At 35.9% G+C, this 15,178-nt stretch carries 16 protein-coding genes; 6 read left to right on the top strand and 10 right to left on the bottom strand.

From position 1 onward, the window contains the following. Positions 1–61 precede the first annotated feature (61 nt). Complete coding sequence (locus tag H3T46_RS05255; RefSeq protein WP_198197762.1) at positions 62–1,348, top strand: RelA/SpoT domain-containing protein; 1,287 nt, start codon at positions 62–64, stop codon at positions 1,346–1,348. A gap of 91 nt (positions 1,349–1,439) precedes the next feature. Here the strand turns inward: H3T46_RS05255 and H3T46_RS05250 are convergent, their stop codons facing one another. From H3T46_RS05250 to H3T46_RS05240, 3 genes are read right to left on the bottom strand one after another with little or no spacing between them, the layout of a single operon-like run. Next, a complete protein-coding gene (locus H3T46_RS05250) occupies positions 1,440–2,954 on the bottom strand; it encodes an efflux transporter outer membrane subunit (RefSeq protein ID WP_370533622.1) in 1,515 nt (504 codons plus the stop codon). An 11-nt stretch (positions 2,955–2,965) separates the two neighbouring features. Next, entirely contained in the window at positions 2,966–3,877 is a 912-nt protein-coding gene (locus tag H3T46_RS05245) for an HlyD family secretion protein (RefSeq protein WP_198197760.1), read from the bottom strand. Positions 3,878–3,907: 30 nt separating this feature from the next. Continuing rightward, positions 3,908–4,102, bottom strand: coding sequence for a DUF1656 domain-containing protein (locus H3T46_RS05240; RefSeq protein ID WP_110439090.1), 195 nt, complete (start codon positions 4,100–4,102; stop codon positions 3,908–3,910). 669 nt (positions 4,103–4,771) lie between these two features. On the opposite strand from H3T46_RS05240, the gene H3T46_RS05235 reads away from it, so the two are divergent. The 3 genes from H3T46_RS05235 (at position 4,772) to H3T46_RS05225 (ending at position 6,368) form a co-directional block, all read left to right on the top strand. Beyond that, positions 4,772–5,029 (top strand): hypothetical protein, encoded by a 258-nt coding sequence (locus tag H3T46_RS05235; protein ID WP_198197758.1) that lies wholly within the window; start codon positions 4,772–4,774, stop codon positions 5,027–5,029. A gap of 30 nt (positions 5,030–5,059) precedes the next feature. Then, the gene (locus H3T46_RS05230; RefSeq protein WP_110439088.1) at positions 5,060–5,497 is read left to right on the top strand and encodes a hypothetical protein; all 438 of its coding nucleotides are present in this window, start codon (positions 5,060–5,062) and stop codon (positions 5,495–5,497) included. A 181-nt stretch (positions 5,498–5,678) separates the two neighbouring features. Further along, a complete protein-coding gene (locus H3T46_RS05225) occupies positions 5,679–6,368 on the top strand; it encodes a response regulator transcription factor (protein WP_155566027.1) in 690 nt (229 codons plus the stop codon). A 26-nt stretch (positions 6,369–6,394) separates the two neighbouring features. Here the strand turns inward: H3T46_RS05225 and H3T46_RS05220 are convergent, their stop codons facing one another. Beyond that, a complete protein-coding gene (locus H3T46_RS05220) occupies positions 6,395–7,177 on the bottom strand; it encodes an NAD kinase (protein ID WP_198197756.1) in 783 nt (260 codons plus the stop codon). Positions 7,178–7,658: 481 nt separating this feature from the next. Here H3T46_RS05220 and H3T46_RS05215 point away from each other — a divergent pair, with 481 nt between their 5' ends. Then, entirely contained in the window at positions 7,659–8,162 is a 504-nt protein-coding gene (locus tag H3T46_RS05215; RefSeq protein ID WP_122124102.1) for a helix-turn-helix domain-containing protein, read from the top strand. A gap of 13 nt (positions 8,163–8,175) precedes the next feature. On the opposite strand, the gene H3T46_RS05210 is transcribed toward H3T46_RS05215, so the two are convergent. The 6 genes from H3T46_RS05210 to H3T46_RS05185 all read right to left on the bottom strand — a co-directional run bounded on the left by H3T46_RS05210 (position 8,176) and on the right by H3T46_RS05185 (position 13,818). Next, on the bottom strand, positions 8,176–8,838 hold the full coding sequence (locus H3T46_RS05210; protein ID WP_370533621.1) for a tyrosine-protein phosphatase: 663 nt from the start codon (positions 8,836–8,838) through the stop codon (positions 8,176–8,178). A 34-nt stretch (positions 8,839–8,872) separates the two neighbouring features. After that, positions 8,873–9,655, bottom strand: coding sequence for a succinate dehydrogenase iron-sulfur subunit (locus H3T46_RS05205; protein ID WP_110439083.1), 783 nt, complete (start codon positions 9,653–9,655; stop codon positions 8,873–8,875). A 19-nt stretch (positions 9,656–9,674) separates the two neighbouring features. After that, complete coding sequence (sdhA, locus tag H3T46_RS05200) at positions 9,675–11,486, bottom strand: succinate dehydrogenase flavoprotein subunit (RefSeq protein WP_122124100.1); 1,812 nt, start codon at positions 11,484–11,486, stop codon at positions 9,675–9,677. A gap of 27 nt (positions 11,487–11,513) precedes the next feature. Then, positions 11,514–11,927, bottom strand: a complete 414-nt coding sequence (sdhD, locus tag H3T46_RS05195; RefSeq protein WP_230873110.1) for a succinate dehydrogenase, hydrophobic membrane anchor protein — start codon at positions 11,925–11,927, stop codon at positions 11,514–11,516. Between the two features lie 64 nt (positions 11,928–11,991). Beyond that, the gene (gene sdhC / locus H3T46_RS05190; protein WP_230873109.1) at positions 11,992–12,444 is read right to left on the bottom strand and encodes a succinate dehydrogenase, cytochrome b556 subunit; all 453 of its coding nucleotides are present in this window, start codon (positions 12,442–12,444) and stop codon (positions 11,992–11,994) included. A 351-nt stretch (positions 12,445–12,795) separates the two neighbouring features. After that, positions 12,796–13,818: an aspartate-semialdehyde dehydrogenase gene (locus H3T46_RS05185; protein ID WP_198197754.1), complete on the bottom strand. Its 1,023-nt coding sequence runs from the start codon at positions 13,816–13,818 to the stop codon at positions 12,796–12,798. 216 nt (positions 13,819–14,034) lie between these two features. Here H3T46_RS05185 and zapE point away from each other — a divergent pair, with 216 nt between their 5' ends. Next, entirely contained in the window at positions 14,035–15,138 is a 1,104-nt protein-coding gene (zapE, locus tag H3T46_RS05180; RefSeq protein ID WP_198197752.1) for a cell division protein ZapE, read from the top strand. Positions 15,139–15,178: the final 40 nt, after the last annotated feature.

The following is a 15,178-nucleotide window of genomic DNA, read 5'->3' as shown; positions in this document are numbered from 1 at the left end:
AATTTTTTGTTACGTTTTATATATAATTTGAAATTAATGTTAACTGAAAACGGGGAAAAGGATGGAACAATTAAATCAATTAATTGAATCTTTTCTAAGTCATTATAAACAAAAACGTGTTTTTTTTAATGAGCTTGCCCGATTAGCAGCTAAACAATGTGAAAAAGCATTAAAGAGTGATGGTATCAAAGCCATTGTTACATATCGTGCAAAAACATCTGAGCGATTAAAAGAAAAAATTATTCAACGCTGCAAAGAGAAACGTTACCAAAATGAAGAAGCTATTAGTAAAGATATTATTGATTTGTCTGGTGTTCGAATAGCACTATATTATCCTGCAGATCGTATGAGAGTGAGTCAGTTAATTGAGAAGAATTTTAAGATTATTAAAGATAAAAAATTTCCTAATGAAGTAAAACTGGTCAACAATAGATTTGATGGTTATCATGCAGATCATTATCGTGTTGAAATCAGATCTGACACTTTAGAAGAGAATAAAGAATATTCTGATCATATTGTTGAGATTCAAGTTGCTTCAGTATTAATGCATGCTTGGTCAGAGGTTAATCATGATCTAGGCTATAAGCAATTTAATGGTGAATTGTCTCAACAAGAAAAATCTATCCTGGATGTATTGAATAGGTTGGTACTAGTAGGAGAGGGATTGCTTGAACAATTGCAAACTGCTTTTCAAAATCGTGTTTCATATCAAAAACAGCCTTTTATTAACCAATATGAATTGGCAGCATATCTTTTTGAAAGAATAAAAAAAATAAAAGATATAGATAAAGGAATTGAGCCTTTAATGGAAAAGGTTGATGAATTATTTGATTTGCTCCAAGATACAAAGTGGAATAATGCAAATGGATTGGATCAATTACTAAATGAAAAATTAAATGGAAATATTAATAATTTTCCTATTTGTGAGCAAATATTAGATATTATTTTTGAGAAAAATATAAATCAATTTGATAAATATTATAGTTTATTTGATGAAGATCGAAAGTATAAAAATACTTGTAAGGATATAGTGAAGAGAAGAATTTTATTTAAACGTTATATCACTTGTATTGCTTATTACAAAAATTTTAATACAAATCATATTTTAAAACAAGTTAAACAGTTACAGGGATTATGGGGTAGTTTACATTTTATTTCATCAGTTTATCATTGGATTTTAGATAATAATATTTATTCGGATTATTACAATGTTATAAATGACTTAGATACAGTTAAAGGTGATTTTAATTTAATATTGACGAAAATAAAAAATTTTAAAGATTCAGATTCAAAAAAAGCGTTAGAGTGGGCTAAATCTGGACAATTGAAATTACCAGAAAAAGTATAAATTTAAATAATTTTTAAATTAAAACTATAAAATTGGATCAGGTTATACGTTAATATAATTGAAGTATAATTTTTAAAACTGCTTTCGAATTTTATTGTTTAACCAGTTTCGCTAACAGATTTTGTTGTTCGATGGTCATGGGAAGTTCCGTTTTTGTTATATCCACACCCTGCCAGCCGGCTCCAAGGGCCGTGAACAAATTGATGGAATCCTGGAAACGTTCCAAAATGGCCACAGCCTCTTCATTGGCGGCATTTGTGGCTGTTCGTTGCGCGGTCAGGACATCCAGATATCCTGTAAGTCCTGCTTTATAGAGTTTTTGGGCACGAATAAGGGCGGTCTGGCTGCTTACTTTGGATTTGTGCAACAGATCAACATGTTCGGAATCATCACCCCAGGCCGCGATAACATCCTCGATTTCTTTCAGGGATGTCAGGATTGTTTGACGGTAATTTAACCGTGCCTCTTCTGCCTGAGCCTGCGCTTGCTTAACCGCGGCACTAAGGCGGCCACCATGCAGACCTGGAATGGAAAGATTGATAAAGCTGCTGGATACCAGACTGGCAATATTGGCCATTTGACTGGTAAAAGAAGTCGTTGGCATCGCACTCATGTCAATGGTGAATTGTGGATAGAGTTCTGCAACCGCAACACCGATATTTGCCGTTGCCATGGCGTATTGCCTTTCGGCCATACGTATGTCTGGACGATTGGCCAGGGCAATGGAAGGAATGGAGGGTGGAAATGGGGGTAAGTCTGGTAAAGGCTGTTCTATCTTAAGAAGTGTTTCCGTGGTTCCCGGCGTTTGTCCCAGCAAAACATCAATTGTATGGGTAATCTGGGTAATGCTGGTTTTCAAGGGCTCTCGACTTGCTCGCTGGGTTTCAAGCTCGGCTTCTGCCTGGGCAGTGCTTAGAGTCGTGCCTGTACCCTCAATATACTGTTTTTGTGCCAGATTATAGATATATTGGGCGATTGCAACATTTTCATCCGCTATGCGTAACCGTAGCTGCATGGTGCGGAGGGTTACATAGTTATTGGCCAGTTGAGAAAGCATGGCTAAAAGGACGGCTCTTCTATCCTCGATCGAGGCCTTTACGGCCTCTTCTTGGGATTGAACCATTCGTCTGATCAAACCGAATGTATCCAGTTGCCAGCTGAATGTCGCGCCATAACGACGTATAACGGCATTATTTGGATTTCCTTTTGATATCGAGATATTGCTGGATAAGGTATTGGAAGATGTCTGATATCCAAATCCGCCAGAACCATCCAGTTGGGGATACCATTTAGACGCCTGCTGATCACGCAAGGATTGAGCGGCCAAAATCCGTTGTCCCGCCATCTGAAGGTCATAATTGTTCTGGATGGCCTTTTCAACAAGTTGATTTAACAATGGATCATGAAACTGTTCCCACCAACGACGCATGTTGTTCGCTGCCTGGACAATCTCTTGGGCTGTGGCTGGTCTTTTCCATACTTTTTCAGTCCATTGTTCCGGAATTTTCATGTGATCCCGATGAAAATTGGGGCCAACCGTGCAGGCATTCAATCCAATCAAGGAAAATGTAATTGCTTTCTGCCAGATAGATTTTAGACGGAACATGTTTGAAATACTCATAGATGATCTTGTAACCAGGTGGCCAGTTTTCCTTTTCTGCCACTTGTTTGTGGGCCGACACTGATTGTGGCGGTCATGCCGGCGGAAAGATGGATCGTGTCTGGAATATGATCAATATGAATTCTTACGGGAATACGTTGAGCCAAACGAACCCAGGTAAAAATGGGATTAACATTTTGCAAACCAAAATTATCAGCGTTGGCATTAGAGTCATTGATACCACGGGCAATACTGACAACATGTCCGGGCAGTATCTGTTTATATCCCATTAACTTGATCCGGGCGACATCGCCGACATGAATGCCCCACATTTTGGTTTCTTCAAAATAGCCATAGACCCAGAAAGAATCGGCATCAATAACGGATAAATATGAATTGCCTGTATTGACGTAATCACCAACCCGTAAATTAAGATTTGTAATATAGCCATTGACAGGTGAAAAAAGTATGGAACGCTGCAAATTTAACTTGGCTTCTGTCAGGGCTGCTTTTGCTGTATCTACACTTGCCTGTGCGGTTCTAACCTTTGTATTGAAATCTTCTTTTTCTTCTGTTGAAACAATGCCTTCCAATCCTTTGCGACGCATTGCATTACGACGTTGTAAGGCAAGATTGGCCTCCGCATTTTCCAAATTTGCCTCTGCCTGTTGAATGGCGATTTTAAAACGTAAGGGGTCAATTACGAAAAGGGGATCCCCCTTGCGAACAAACTGGTTGTCCCTGACAGGAACCTGTACAATGGTGCCCGAAATTTCCGGGGCGATTTTAACGACGTATACTCTGACACGACCATCACGGGTCCATGGGGCAATCATGTAGGTGTCCCACAAGGCTACCCCTAGAATTATAGCCATGGCTACAATGATTAGGGTCAAGATGATGCGGATGATGTTACTAATGGGTGCCATGATTGAAAAACAAATTCTTAAAGTCAGAAGTTATACATATAAGATAAGCAAACATAGGATACTGAAATATAAAGCTACTTCAAATAAGGCAAGATGCCAAAATAATTTTATTAAACCTGTTTTCCACAGGAAAGAACGGATAATAACAGTTAAGGCGAATGCAAATAAAGCATAAACAACAAAAGGGGCGATATAGACACCAAAAAAATCAAATTCTGCGATCATCTTGTTGCACTCAGAAAAAAGGAAACATTTTTACTAATTTTTAATGGATAGTTTGTAAATTCCCAGAAAAATAAAAAAGAGTAATATAAATTTGTTTTTTTTATGGACAAAATTTTCTTTAAAGCACAAAACATGAATCAATCAATTTGATTTTAAAAAATTAACTCTAATATTGTTTATAATATAATCCATTTATGATAGAAACGGATAATGATATGGGTAGCATTTAAAACATATTTAAGTAAGGGAATAAATCAAGAATTATTAAATGCTCTCCGTGCGGATTATGCCTAAATTATTTTCAAGTCAAGATATTTTCATTGTATATGTACATTAATTTTATTTTACAATGCGTTTTGCAGTAAATAAAATTTAGGTTAAAATAGAAAGGAAATATTTGGTCCATAATTGGAAAATTTGAATAGAAAAAATTAAATTGCATATTAAAATCAAGTAATTTTAATATGCAATTATAGATAAAAAAAGCATTTTATGAGTTATATCATTTATTAGTAATAAATCTAATTGTATGTTTAGATCTTGTCATTAAGTCTTATTACATTATTCAAAGTAAAATAAATAATATTTCTTGTCTTTTTTTATTATTATTAATTTAAATATATATTAAACTTGAAAACAAGTTTTATCGGATATGTAGAAGGAATTAAAATGTTTTTTTGCAAGAAAAAAAAAACAAATTTAAAGCAAATTAAAAATCAGGTTCAAGATAATGTCATGGCTTCAAAAGAACAGCTTAATCCTGCCTTGGCTGAAATGGCAGATAAAACAGATAAGATTAAGGATGATATGAAGGATGTTGCAGAAGAACAAGTAGAGCAGCTTTCTAAAAAAGTTCAATCCAAACCGATCAAAGCGGTTTTGATCTCCACGGTTATAGGTTTTGTACTGGGTCGGATGACGCGCTAGTAATATTTGTTGTAGAAATGGTCTATATACATGAAGATTGTTGAATTTGGCAAAGCAGCAGCGGATGCAGAGCTCCTGCTTTTGAAAAAAAAGTCAATTAGAGTAAGCAAGCAAATCCTGTTATGCTGTATAGGGGCAGTATTTGGATTATTTGTTTTAATTTCCTTGCATGCTGTTTTGGCGGCGCTGTGTTGCTGGTTGTTTCATATTGGTTTTTTAGGATCATCATTAATTATCCTAATTTTTGATATTTTGTGTGCTGGTATCTTTTTCTATCTGGCCTTGCAGGCAAAAATTGGTGAAGAAGAGATAGAAGCCAAGGTGATTCGGAACCATAATTTAAAGCAATTGCGTGATTCAATTGCCCTGACAACTTTAATTACTGCACTTACAGGGCCGTTGGGTGGATATTTACGAAGTTTTATATGGCAGTTTATTAAAAAGAAATTTAGAAAAAAATCTGAATAGATTTTATTTATAATGTTGAGGTTTTTATAATAAATACTTCAACATTATTTACGAAGTTGTTGAAAAAAAATTGTTTTTCCAAATTTATCATTATCATTATTAAGTTTTTGTTGATTTTTTTTATAAACTTATGCACTTTATAGTAGTATTTTAAATTCATTTTATAACCTGGAGTAGAAGTATGCACGTTCTTCTTATGGGAGAAATCTTTTTTTTAGAGCATGAATTCTACCAAAAACTTAAGGTAACAGACTTTTCTATCGATAGGGTATCGTTTGATATTGAGGTATTATCAACGGCTCATCTGTATGAATATGATCTTATTATAGTTGAAGGAAATAATTTGGATAAATTGTTTTTTTCGACCATTAGAGAATTGCGCGCATTAAATGAAAAGATTTCTATTATTGTTGTTTCCAGACAAAATAATCTGGAAAGTAAGATAAAAGCTTTTCAGGCAGGTGTGGATGATTATGTGTTAATTCCATTTTATGAGGATGAGCTGATTGCAAGATGCAAGGCGGTTTTGAGACGTGTCCAAAAAGTATTTTCCAAAAAAATTATTCATATTGATGCATTAAGTATCAATTTGGAAACACATGAAGTATTCGTTAATAAAGCATTGGTTCATTTGACAGGCAAGGAATATCTTATTTTGGAATTGCTTATTTTACAACGGGGCACTTTAATTACAAAGGCGGCACTTTTAAACCATTTATACAAATGCAATGTAGAACCCGATATTAAAATTATTGATGTCTTTGTATGTAAATTAAGAAAAAAATTACAAGATGCTGGTGCGGAAGATTTTATTTCAACAATATGGGGACAAGGTTATATCTTCCGTAAATCAACAATGGATAGTGAATGAAAATAGATATTACGTTTCACCAATTTTTATTCGGAAAATTGTTCTGAAATAATCCGTTCTGACAAGCTTTGATTTGGATTGAATAGTAAACAAGATTTTATAGATTTGTTTTCTTTGACAGTAATCTCGACAACGTCACGTATCTCTGTGAAATCGGCTACAGCTGCTATAGGGCGTTTATTTTCTTCCAGGGTCAAGAATTGAAAAAGAGTTGTTGAAGGAAGTAATGCGCCTTTCCATCGGCGTGGCCGAAAAGGACAAATAGGAGTTAAGGGTAACAAATCAGAATTTAAGGGAACGATTGGTCCATGTGCTGATAAATTATAGGCTGTCGATCCTGCGGGTGTTGAAAGAATGATACCGTCGCAAATCAGTTCGGATAACCTGATCTTATGATTAATTATCACCTTTATTTTGGCTGCCTGTCTGGTTTGCCGGTATAAAAATATATCATTAAAAGCTAGGGCTGTGTGTGTTTTACCATCAACTGTTTTAGCTGACATGGCCAAAGGATGAAGACAAGTTGGTTGGGTTTTTTGAAGTAGTGATGGAAGATCCTTCTTGATCTTGGGATTTGTAAGGAAACCAACAGAACCGAAATTGATACAATAAATTGGAATCTGATAATTAATATAAGTATGAAGTGTTTCTAGAACAAAACCATCACCACCAATACAGATAATGACTTCGGCTTGGTCGATACTTGCGTTTCCATATTGTTTTACCAGGTCATTTTTATATTGAATTGCCTCGGGTTTATCCATGGATAAAAAATGAAACTTTGTGGGTGGATTATCAAAAAACCTCATAAATAGTTCTCGGCAATTATACAGATTTCATTAATTATAAACATTACGCAACATATAAACAATATTGTTTTAGTTTAATTAATTTCTTTTTTAATCAATCAAAATTATTAAATCAAATATAATTTATTATTAAAATTTTACTAGAGCTACTGGGTTGAATAGATAGATTTGTAAACTGAATAATACTTAAAAAAGGATTGATATACCAAAATTTAAAATTTATTTGCTAATTTTAGGTAAACAATTTAATTATTTATTAATATTTATAAATTAGGTAAAAATTATGCAATTAGAGATAATGGTGTTGAATTAAAATTATATTTCATGGCTGAATGTAAATATATATATATTTATTAGTTTAGAATAATGTAAACAATCATATTTGTCTAGTAATATATAATGTTTTGAAAGAGTTATTTAATATAAATATTTATTGTGGATATGATTTTACAAGTATTTTATTGTGAAAGTTTATTATTTGATGAAAGCAAATGAATTGCTATCAAACTGTATTTCAAAAGAAAAAAAAATTCCTCCCAATCCTATAGATAAACGAGTAGGAAGCCGTATCCGGTTAAGAAGAAAGTTATTGGGCTTTTCCCAAGAAAAACTTGCTATAGCTTTAGGTTTATCATTTCAACAGATTCAAAAATATGAAAAGGGATTTAATCGTGTTGGCGCTTCGAGACTTTATTATATAGCACAGTTTTTGCAAGTTCCGATTAATTTTTTCTTTGATGAGTTTTTGACCGGAAACGAAGAAAATAAAAGTCAGGTTCCTCCATCATTTTCAACGGCATTAGATGTTAAAAAAATATTAATTACCAAGGATAAGGAAAATGCCATTAAGGAGGAAATTAAAATTACAGATTTGAATGTTATGAATAATAAGGAAACGGTTGATTTGTTAAAGGCGTATTATCATATTAAAGATAAGGAAATCAGGAAAAAGTTGCTACATCTTATTAAGGTTATGGCAGAATGATTTAAAAAATATTTCATTCTCTATGTAAAATGTTATCTGTAATAAAAGAGGATATTTTTTTCGATTTGAAAGAATCTTTTAATTGCTTTTCATTATATTGGGATTGAAGCCAATATAAAAAATTCACTTTTCCATGCGTTTGCTGAAGATATTGGGTAAAAAAAGCATCAAGAATTCCTGTTCTGGAATATTTAAAATGACCGTATTTCCATGAAAGCTGTCGCATTGCAGAATGAATATCGTAGTTTTCAAATAGAAGAATTAATGCGGAAACTAAACCTGCACGATCAGCTCCAGATTTACAGTGGATTAAAAGAGGGAATTCAATAGCTTTGTAAATATTTGCAAGATTTAGAATTCGATCGATATGTGGTGCTCCACGGCTTTCAAAAGGGAGGTCGTAATGTTTTAAATTTAATTTATTACTGATATGGCGGGATAGCGCATCAGAACCACAATTTCTTTTCCCCCGTAAATTGATAATTGTTTTAAGATGATATTTGTTTGTTAAATTCAATAATCTGGTTGGAGTGGGATGGTTGCTGCGATATACTTTACCGGGGATAACTGTCTGAAAATTTGACCAGAATAAACGAAAAATCGCATGGTCAACAAATAGGCTGTTGAGCCATGCGATATGATAATCCCGACGATTTGGAAATGATGAGTCAAAAATATATTTCTTTTTCATGACTCATCTTTTAGCTTATTTAAAGTTTACGTTCAATTTGTAATCTTTTCAATTCAGCAATTGCATGAGCTGGATTAAGCCCTTTTGGACAGGTCTGTGTACAGTTCATGATAGTACGGCATGCATACAAACGCATTGAATCCTCTAATTCATCAAGGCGTTCGCCTTTATACTCATCACGGCTATCAGCAACCCAACGCATGGCAGCCAATAAGACGGATGGGCCTAAATATTGGTCCCCGTTCCACCAATATGAAGGGCAAGAGGTTGAACAGCAAAAACACAGGATACATTCATATAAACCATCCAGTTTTTTACGTTCCTCAATGGATTGTAACCGTTCTTTGTCAGGGGGTGGAGGGGTATCAGCTTTAAGCCATGGATCAATTTCCCTTAATTGTGCATATGGACCATTAAGATCAGGTATCAAATCCTTAATGACGGGCATATGGGGGAGAGGATAAATTGCAATATCCCCTTCATATTCATTAATGTGTTTTGAACAGGCTAGGGTATTTAATCCGTTAATGTTCATGGCACAAGATCCGCAAACCCCTTCACGACAAGAACGACGGAATGATAAAGTCGGATCAATTTCATTCTTAATATGAATTAACGCGTCTAAAACCATTGGGCCGATTTTGTCCAGATCAACCTCGTAAGTGTCGATGACTGGATTTTTGTTATCATCAGGGCTCCAACGATAGATTCTAAATTTCTTGATATTTTTTGCCTGTGAAGAGGCATAAAATACTTTTCCAATTCCAATTTTACTGTTTTTGGGTAGTCTTAATTCAACCATTAGTCATCACCTTCTCTGATTAATATACCCGTTTTTTAGGAGGGAAAACCTGAACTTCATCGGTTAAAGTTCTCATATGGACTGGGCGATAATCAAGTGAAACCTCTCCCTTGTCATTAAGATATGAAACAGTATGTTTCAACCAGTTTTTATCGTCACGTTCAGGATAATCATCATGGGCATGTGCGCCACGACTTTCATGACGTGCGGTTGCACTTACCATGGTTACGGTACCATTTGCCAATAGATTCTCGAATTCCAAGGCTTCCATTAAATCTGTATTCCAAATCAGGGATTGATCGGAAACAGAGATGTCCCCCAGACCAGACCAGATATCCTTAATCTTTTCAACGCCCGCTTCCATGTTTTTGGTATTCCGGAAAACGGCTGCATGACGTTGCATGGTTCTTTGCAGGGTGTCACGCATTTGAGCCACACGGGTTCCACCTTTGGCAAATCTTAGTTTATCTAAACGGCCAAGTGCATTTTCCCCGGCATTTTTAGGGAATGGAGCAACAGGAGCGCCAGGTTTAAGAATATCTTTTGCACGTAAGGCAGCTGCACGACCAAATACAATCAAGTCAAGTAATGAATTCGTACCAAGGCGGTTTGCACCATGAACGGAAACACAGGCACATTCACCGATTGCCATTAATCCCGGAACTGTTGCATCTGGATTGTCTTTGGTAGGTCGAATAACTTCGGCCTGAAGATTTGTTGGGATACCACCCATATTATAATGGACAGTTGGTAATACAGGAACGGGTTCCTTGGTTACATCAATTCCGGAGAAAATGCGCGATGTTTCAACAATACTAGGTAAACGTTCGTGTAAAAGGTCTGCCCCCAGATGTTCAAGATGTAACATGATGTGATCTTTATTGGGACCACATCCGCGTCCTTCATTGATTTCCACAATCATGGCACGAGAGACAACATCACGAGAAGCAAGGTCCTTTGCATGTGGCGCATAACGTTCCATGAAACGTTCACCTTCACTGTTTGTCAGATAGCCGCCTTCTCCGCGACATCCTTCTGTTAACAAACAGCCGGCTGGGAAAATACCGGTTGGATGGAATTGAACGAATTCCATATCCTGTGTTGGGATGCCAGCACGCATGACCATGGCATTTCCATCACCTGTACAAGTATGGGCAGAAGTACAGGATTGAAAAGCGCGTCCATATCCTCCTGTCGCCAAAACAACCAGATTTGCACGGAAACGGTGTATACTGCCATCCTCCAGACACCATGCCGTAACACCACGACATGTGCCATTTTCATCCATGATAAGATCAATAGCAAAATATTCAACAAAGAATTCAACATTGTGTTTCAAGCATTGTTGATAAAGTGTATGCAATATAGCGTGACCAGTTCTGTCTGCCGCAGCACAAGCGCGTTGAACGGGTTCCTTTCCGAAGTCGCGCATGTGTCCACCAAATGGACGTTGATAGATTTTACCATCTTTATTCCTGGTAAAGGGTACTCCCATATGTTCCAGTTCATAAACGGCAGGAACCGCTTCACGGCATAAATATTCAATTGCGTCCTGATCACCAAGCCAGTCAGAGCCCTTTACGGTATCGTACATGTGCCATTGCCAGTGATCCTCTCCCATATTTCCAAGTGAAGCCGCAATTCCCCCTTGGGCTGCTGTTGTATGACTGCGGGTTGGAAATACTTTTGTAATACAGGCTGTATGAAAACCGGCCGCACCCATTCCCAATGTTGCCCGCAAGCCAGAACCGCCAGCCCCTATGACAATGACATCATAGGCATGATCCACGATACGATACGTATCTTTTAATGATAAAGTAGTATCAGTCATTACGATATATATCCTTTAAATGCTGAATTATTTACTGGCGGATGCAGTAAAAAATAATTTTAATATAGAAATTACGGATAGAATTCCTAAAAATAAGGCCCCACCTTTAATACAGTAATTAAGAGCCAATCTTTTTCTTTCACGTGCGTAATCTGATGTAATGACTTCCAAGCCGAGTTGCATATGACGGAATGTTAGCAAGACAAGTGTGAGTAATAAAATTGTATTCGTAGGTTTTCCAGCCCATTTTACAACATCCTTATGATCTGCATCACCCAATCTTAGCATTTGGATAATAAACCAAATTGATAAAGGGGCACTGCCTGCCGCGGTTATGCGTTCGGTCCACCAATGTTCGAAAATATTGTGTCCTGTCCCCAATCCACGCATACGTCCAAGGTAAGATCGTAGAATGGTGGGGCGTTCTACAGAGGTATTCATTGGAGTTTCTCCTAATTGTTTATAGAAAATTATTTTGATATTTTTTAATCAATACGAAGGTTGTCTATTTTTTTCTTTTTTTGATTTTTTTACCAAGAATAATGGTCCATAAAGCTAAAGTTAAAGCAGCAACACCGATAACCTCTGATTTACTGTCTTGATTAATTTCAGGTTTTTCAAGACGTTTGCCACTTAAATCCCAAATAAAATGACGAATACCGCCAATAAAATGGAGAAAGAATGCTGATGAAAAACCAAATAAAATAATTTGCCCTAGAAAACTTCCTGTAAATTTTTGAGTTTTTTGAAAAGATTTTGGTCCTTTTGCGGCTGAAACTAGCCAGGCAACCATTAATGCACTTCCTGCGGAAAGTGCACCGCCTGTAATGCGGTTACTGATTGACAAGACCATTGATAAAATGGGTTTGTAAACTTGTAAATGGGGCGACATTGGTCGGTTTCGATATGATCCGTCACTTTTGTAACCTACATAAAAAGTTTTGCGTATATCCGACATTCTTGATTTCCTAATTAATCCTTATAACACGGCTGATACCGATTTAAGTTAATTGCACTTTATACCCCACTAAAAGATTGATCCAGTCAATTTTTGGACATTCAATTGATTGTGTATGAAGTATTCGGGGTCTTTGTTATTTGATGACTAAACAGTTTTTTGTTTTATTTTTAAAGTAACAATAAGAATATGATAATAACAATTTTCAGGATAATAAAATAAATATCAAATTAATTTGTATAAATTGGATTAATGGCTATAGAAACGTGAAATTGGTAATCATTAATTTATTTATGTTTTTAATTTCGATACCAACAAATCATATCAATTTTATGATCTGTTGGTTAAAAATTACCGTTTAGAAATTAGATTTATTTCTATTAATTTTTCGGCAATCTGTACTGTATTCAATGCTGCGCCCTTACGTAAATTGTCGGAAACGCACCATAGTCCTAAGCCATTTGGAACTGTTGGATCGATACGGAGTCGTGAAACATAGGAGGCATCTTCTCCTGCCGCCTCAATCTGGGTAATATAGCCGCCATCTTCCTGTTTATCGAATAGAATGACACCTTCAGCGTTGCGTAAGGCTTTTTGTGCCTTGGCAAGATCAACGGGGCGTTCACATTCAATGGTAATTGCCTCGCCATGTCCAATAAAAACAGGAACCCGAACACAGGTTGCAAAAACATTGATATCTGGATCAAGAATTTTTTTGGTTTCCACATTCATTTTCCATTCTTCTTTTGTCGATCCGTCTGGCATGAATTTATCAATATGAGGTATACAGTTAAAGGCAATTTGCTTGGTGAAATTGTTTATTGAAATGGAATCCCCAACCAATGATGATTTGGTTTGGATATATAATTCGTCCATTCCTTTTTTGCCTGCCCCGCCTGTGGCTTGATATGTCGAAACAACAATTCTTTTAATTTTGAACAGGTCGTGCAAAGGTTTTAAGGCAACAACCATCTGAATGGTTGAACAGTTTGGATTTGCAACAATATTCCGCTTGATTTTTTTTAAATCTTCCGGATTAACCTCTGGAACCACTAATGGAACATCAGGTTCCATACGGAAATGGGAAGTATTGTCAATCACGATACAGCCTGCCTTGGCTGCTTTGGGTGAATAGACGGATGATATGGATGCGCCAGGAGAGGATAAAGCGATATCCCATCCTTTAAAATCAAAGGTTTCAAGATTTTGGACTTTTAGAATTCTTTTGTCACCAAAGGATATTTCTTTTCCTGCCGAACGTGGAGAAGCCAAGGCAACAATTTCCTTAATTGGAAAATCACGTTCCGCCAGAATTTTTAAGATTTCTCTACCTACCGCCCCTGTTGCTCCAATAACGGCTATGCGATATCCCATAGTATATAATCCTTAGATAATAAAGTTTAATAAATTTTAAAGAAGTCTTTAGAAACCAGCCAAATATTTTAACTCTTTTATTATTTATGTAAATAAATTTTATCAAAATTGTTTGAAAATAAAGAAAATTATTAGGAAAAAAAAAGAAGCTATGTTCTTCTTAGAAATAATTTAAAAGGTCTTTATACTAATTGTTAATCAGGGTTTTTTTTATTTATGAGTCGTTTAAATGTGTTGTATGCACAAAAAGTAAAGAATGGTGAGCTTAAACCAGACAAGGCACAGGAACAAATTGCAGATCGACTGGATCATCTTTGTGTTGAATTGTCTGATTATGTGCCAGAACAGACTAACGTTGGCGGGCTTTTGAATTCATTTAAAAAATTGTGGAAAAAGCCTATTGTAAAACCCAAGGGTATATATCTTGTAGGGCCTGTTGGTAGAGGTAAATCAATGTTGATGGATTTATTTTACAGTCAGGCCCCTGTTGAAAAAAAGATGAGAACACATTTTCATGTTTTCATGCAGGAAGTGCATAAGAAATTTCATGCGTTGGAAATACAGTATCCAAAGGGTGAGGACCCCATTCCAAAACTGGCTGAGGAAATTGTCGAAAAGACATGGTTGCTTTGTTTCGATGAATTTCAAGTCAATGATATAGCTGATGCAATGATATTGGGACGACTGTTTGAATATCTTTTTAAATTAGGAGTTATCATTGTTGCCACTTCGAATGTTCACATCAGGGATTTATTTCAAAACAGACCGGGAGCTGATGCTTTCAAGCCGTTTATTGCTTTATTATCACAAAATATGATTGAACTTGAATTATGTTCGGCACATGACTATCGATTGGGTCGCAAGGAAATTGAAACCAAATGGTTGATCGGCTGTAATCCGGAAAACCATGCTGTTCTAGATAAAGTATTCCTACAGGAATCAGGTGGTAAAGAGGGCGAAAAAACAATCTTAACCGTTATGAGACGTCAATTTACCATACCTTGCGCAGCAGGAAAGGTGGCCCGGTTTCAATTTGAACAATTATGTGATGCGGCACTGGGAGCTGGTGATTATTTGGTTTTGGCTCAAAAATATGAAGTATTGATTATTGATAACATACCGATATTTAATCCTGAAAATATGAATGTAATTGAACGGTTTACCACTTTGATTGATGTATTGTACGAACGGCATACAATTCTCTATGTATCTGCGGAGACGGATTGGGAGCATATTTATCCTGAGGAAAATAGGGCGGCTTTTTTTGAGCGTACTGTATCACGTTTGTATGAAATGCAAAGTCTAGATTGGACAAAATAGGCATTCGAGAGTAAAGATTCTCTGACATTTGTTAAAGAAA

This window comes from Commensalibacter sp. M0133, assembly GCF_016101485.1.
Taxonomy (GTDB): domain Bacteria; phylum Pseudomonadota; class Alphaproteobacteria; order Acetobacterales; family Acetobacteraceae; genus Commensalibacter; species Commensalibacter melissae.
Note: the sequence above shows the minus strand (reverse complement) of the source record. Positions and strands in the feature narration are given on the sequence as shown.

Excerpts from the sequence above, each read along its gene's own strand:
- H3T46_RS05255 (WP_198197762.1), top strand. The coding sequence starts at position 62 with ATGGAACAATTAAATCAATTAATTGAATCTTTTCTAAGTCATTATAAA.
- H3T46_RS05250 (WP_370533622.1), bottom strand. The coding sequence starts at position 2,954 with ATGTTCCGTCTAAAATCTATCTGGCAGAAAGCAATTACATTTTCCTTG.
- H3T46_RS05245 (WP_198197760.1), bottom strand. The coding sequence starts at position 3,877 with ATGGCACCCATTAGTAACATCATCCGCATCATCTTGACCCTAATCATT.
- H3T46_RS05240 (WP_110439090.1), bottom strand. The coding sequence starts at position 4,102 with ATGATCGCAGAATTTGATTTTTTTGGTGTCTATATCGCCCCTTTTGTT.
- H3T46_RS05235 (WP_198197758.1), top strand. The coding sequence starts at position 4,772 with ATGTTTTTTTGCAAGAAAAAAAAAACAAATTTAAAGCAAATTAAAAAT.
- H3T46_RS05230 (WP_110439088.1), top strand. The coding sequence starts at position 5,060 with ATGAAGATTGTTGAATTTGGCAAAGCAGCAGCGGATGCAGAGCTCCTG.
- H3T46_RS05225 (WP_155566027.1), top strand. The coding sequence starts at position 5,679 with ATGCACGTTCTTCTTATGGGAGAAATCTTTTTTTTAGAGCATGAATTC.
- H3T46_RS05220 (WP_198197756.1), bottom strand. The coding sequence starts at position 7,177 with ATGAGGTTTTTTGATAATCCACCCACAAAGTTTCATTTTTTATCCATG.
- H3T46_RS05215 (WP_122124102.1), top strand. The coding sequence starts at position 7,659 with ATGAAAGCAAATGAATTGCTATCAAACTGTATTTCAAAAGAAAAAAAA.
- H3T46_RS05205 (WP_110439083.1), bottom strand. The coding sequence starts at position 9,655 with ATGGTTGAATTAAGACTACCCAAAAACAGTAAAATTGGAATTGGAAAA.
- sdhA (WP_122124100.1), bottom strand. The coding sequence starts at position 11,486 with ATGACTGATACTACTTTATCATTAAAAGATACGTATCGTATCGTGGAT.
- sdhD (WP_230873110.1), bottom strand. The coding sequence starts at position 11,927 with ATGAATACCTCTGTAGAACGCCCCACCATTCTACGATCTTACCTTGGA.
- sdhC (WP_230873109.1), bottom strand. The coding sequence starts at position 12,444 with ATGTCGGATATACGCAAAACTTTTTATGTAGGTTACAAAAGTGACGGA.
- H3T46_RS05185 (WP_198197754.1), bottom strand. The coding sequence starts at position 13,818 with ATGGGATATCGCATAGCCGTTATTGGAGCAACAGGGGCGGTAGGTAGA.
- zapE (WP_198197752.1), top strand. The coding sequence starts at position 14,035 with ATGAGTCGTTTAAATGTGTTGTATGCACAAAAAGTAAAGAATGGTGAG.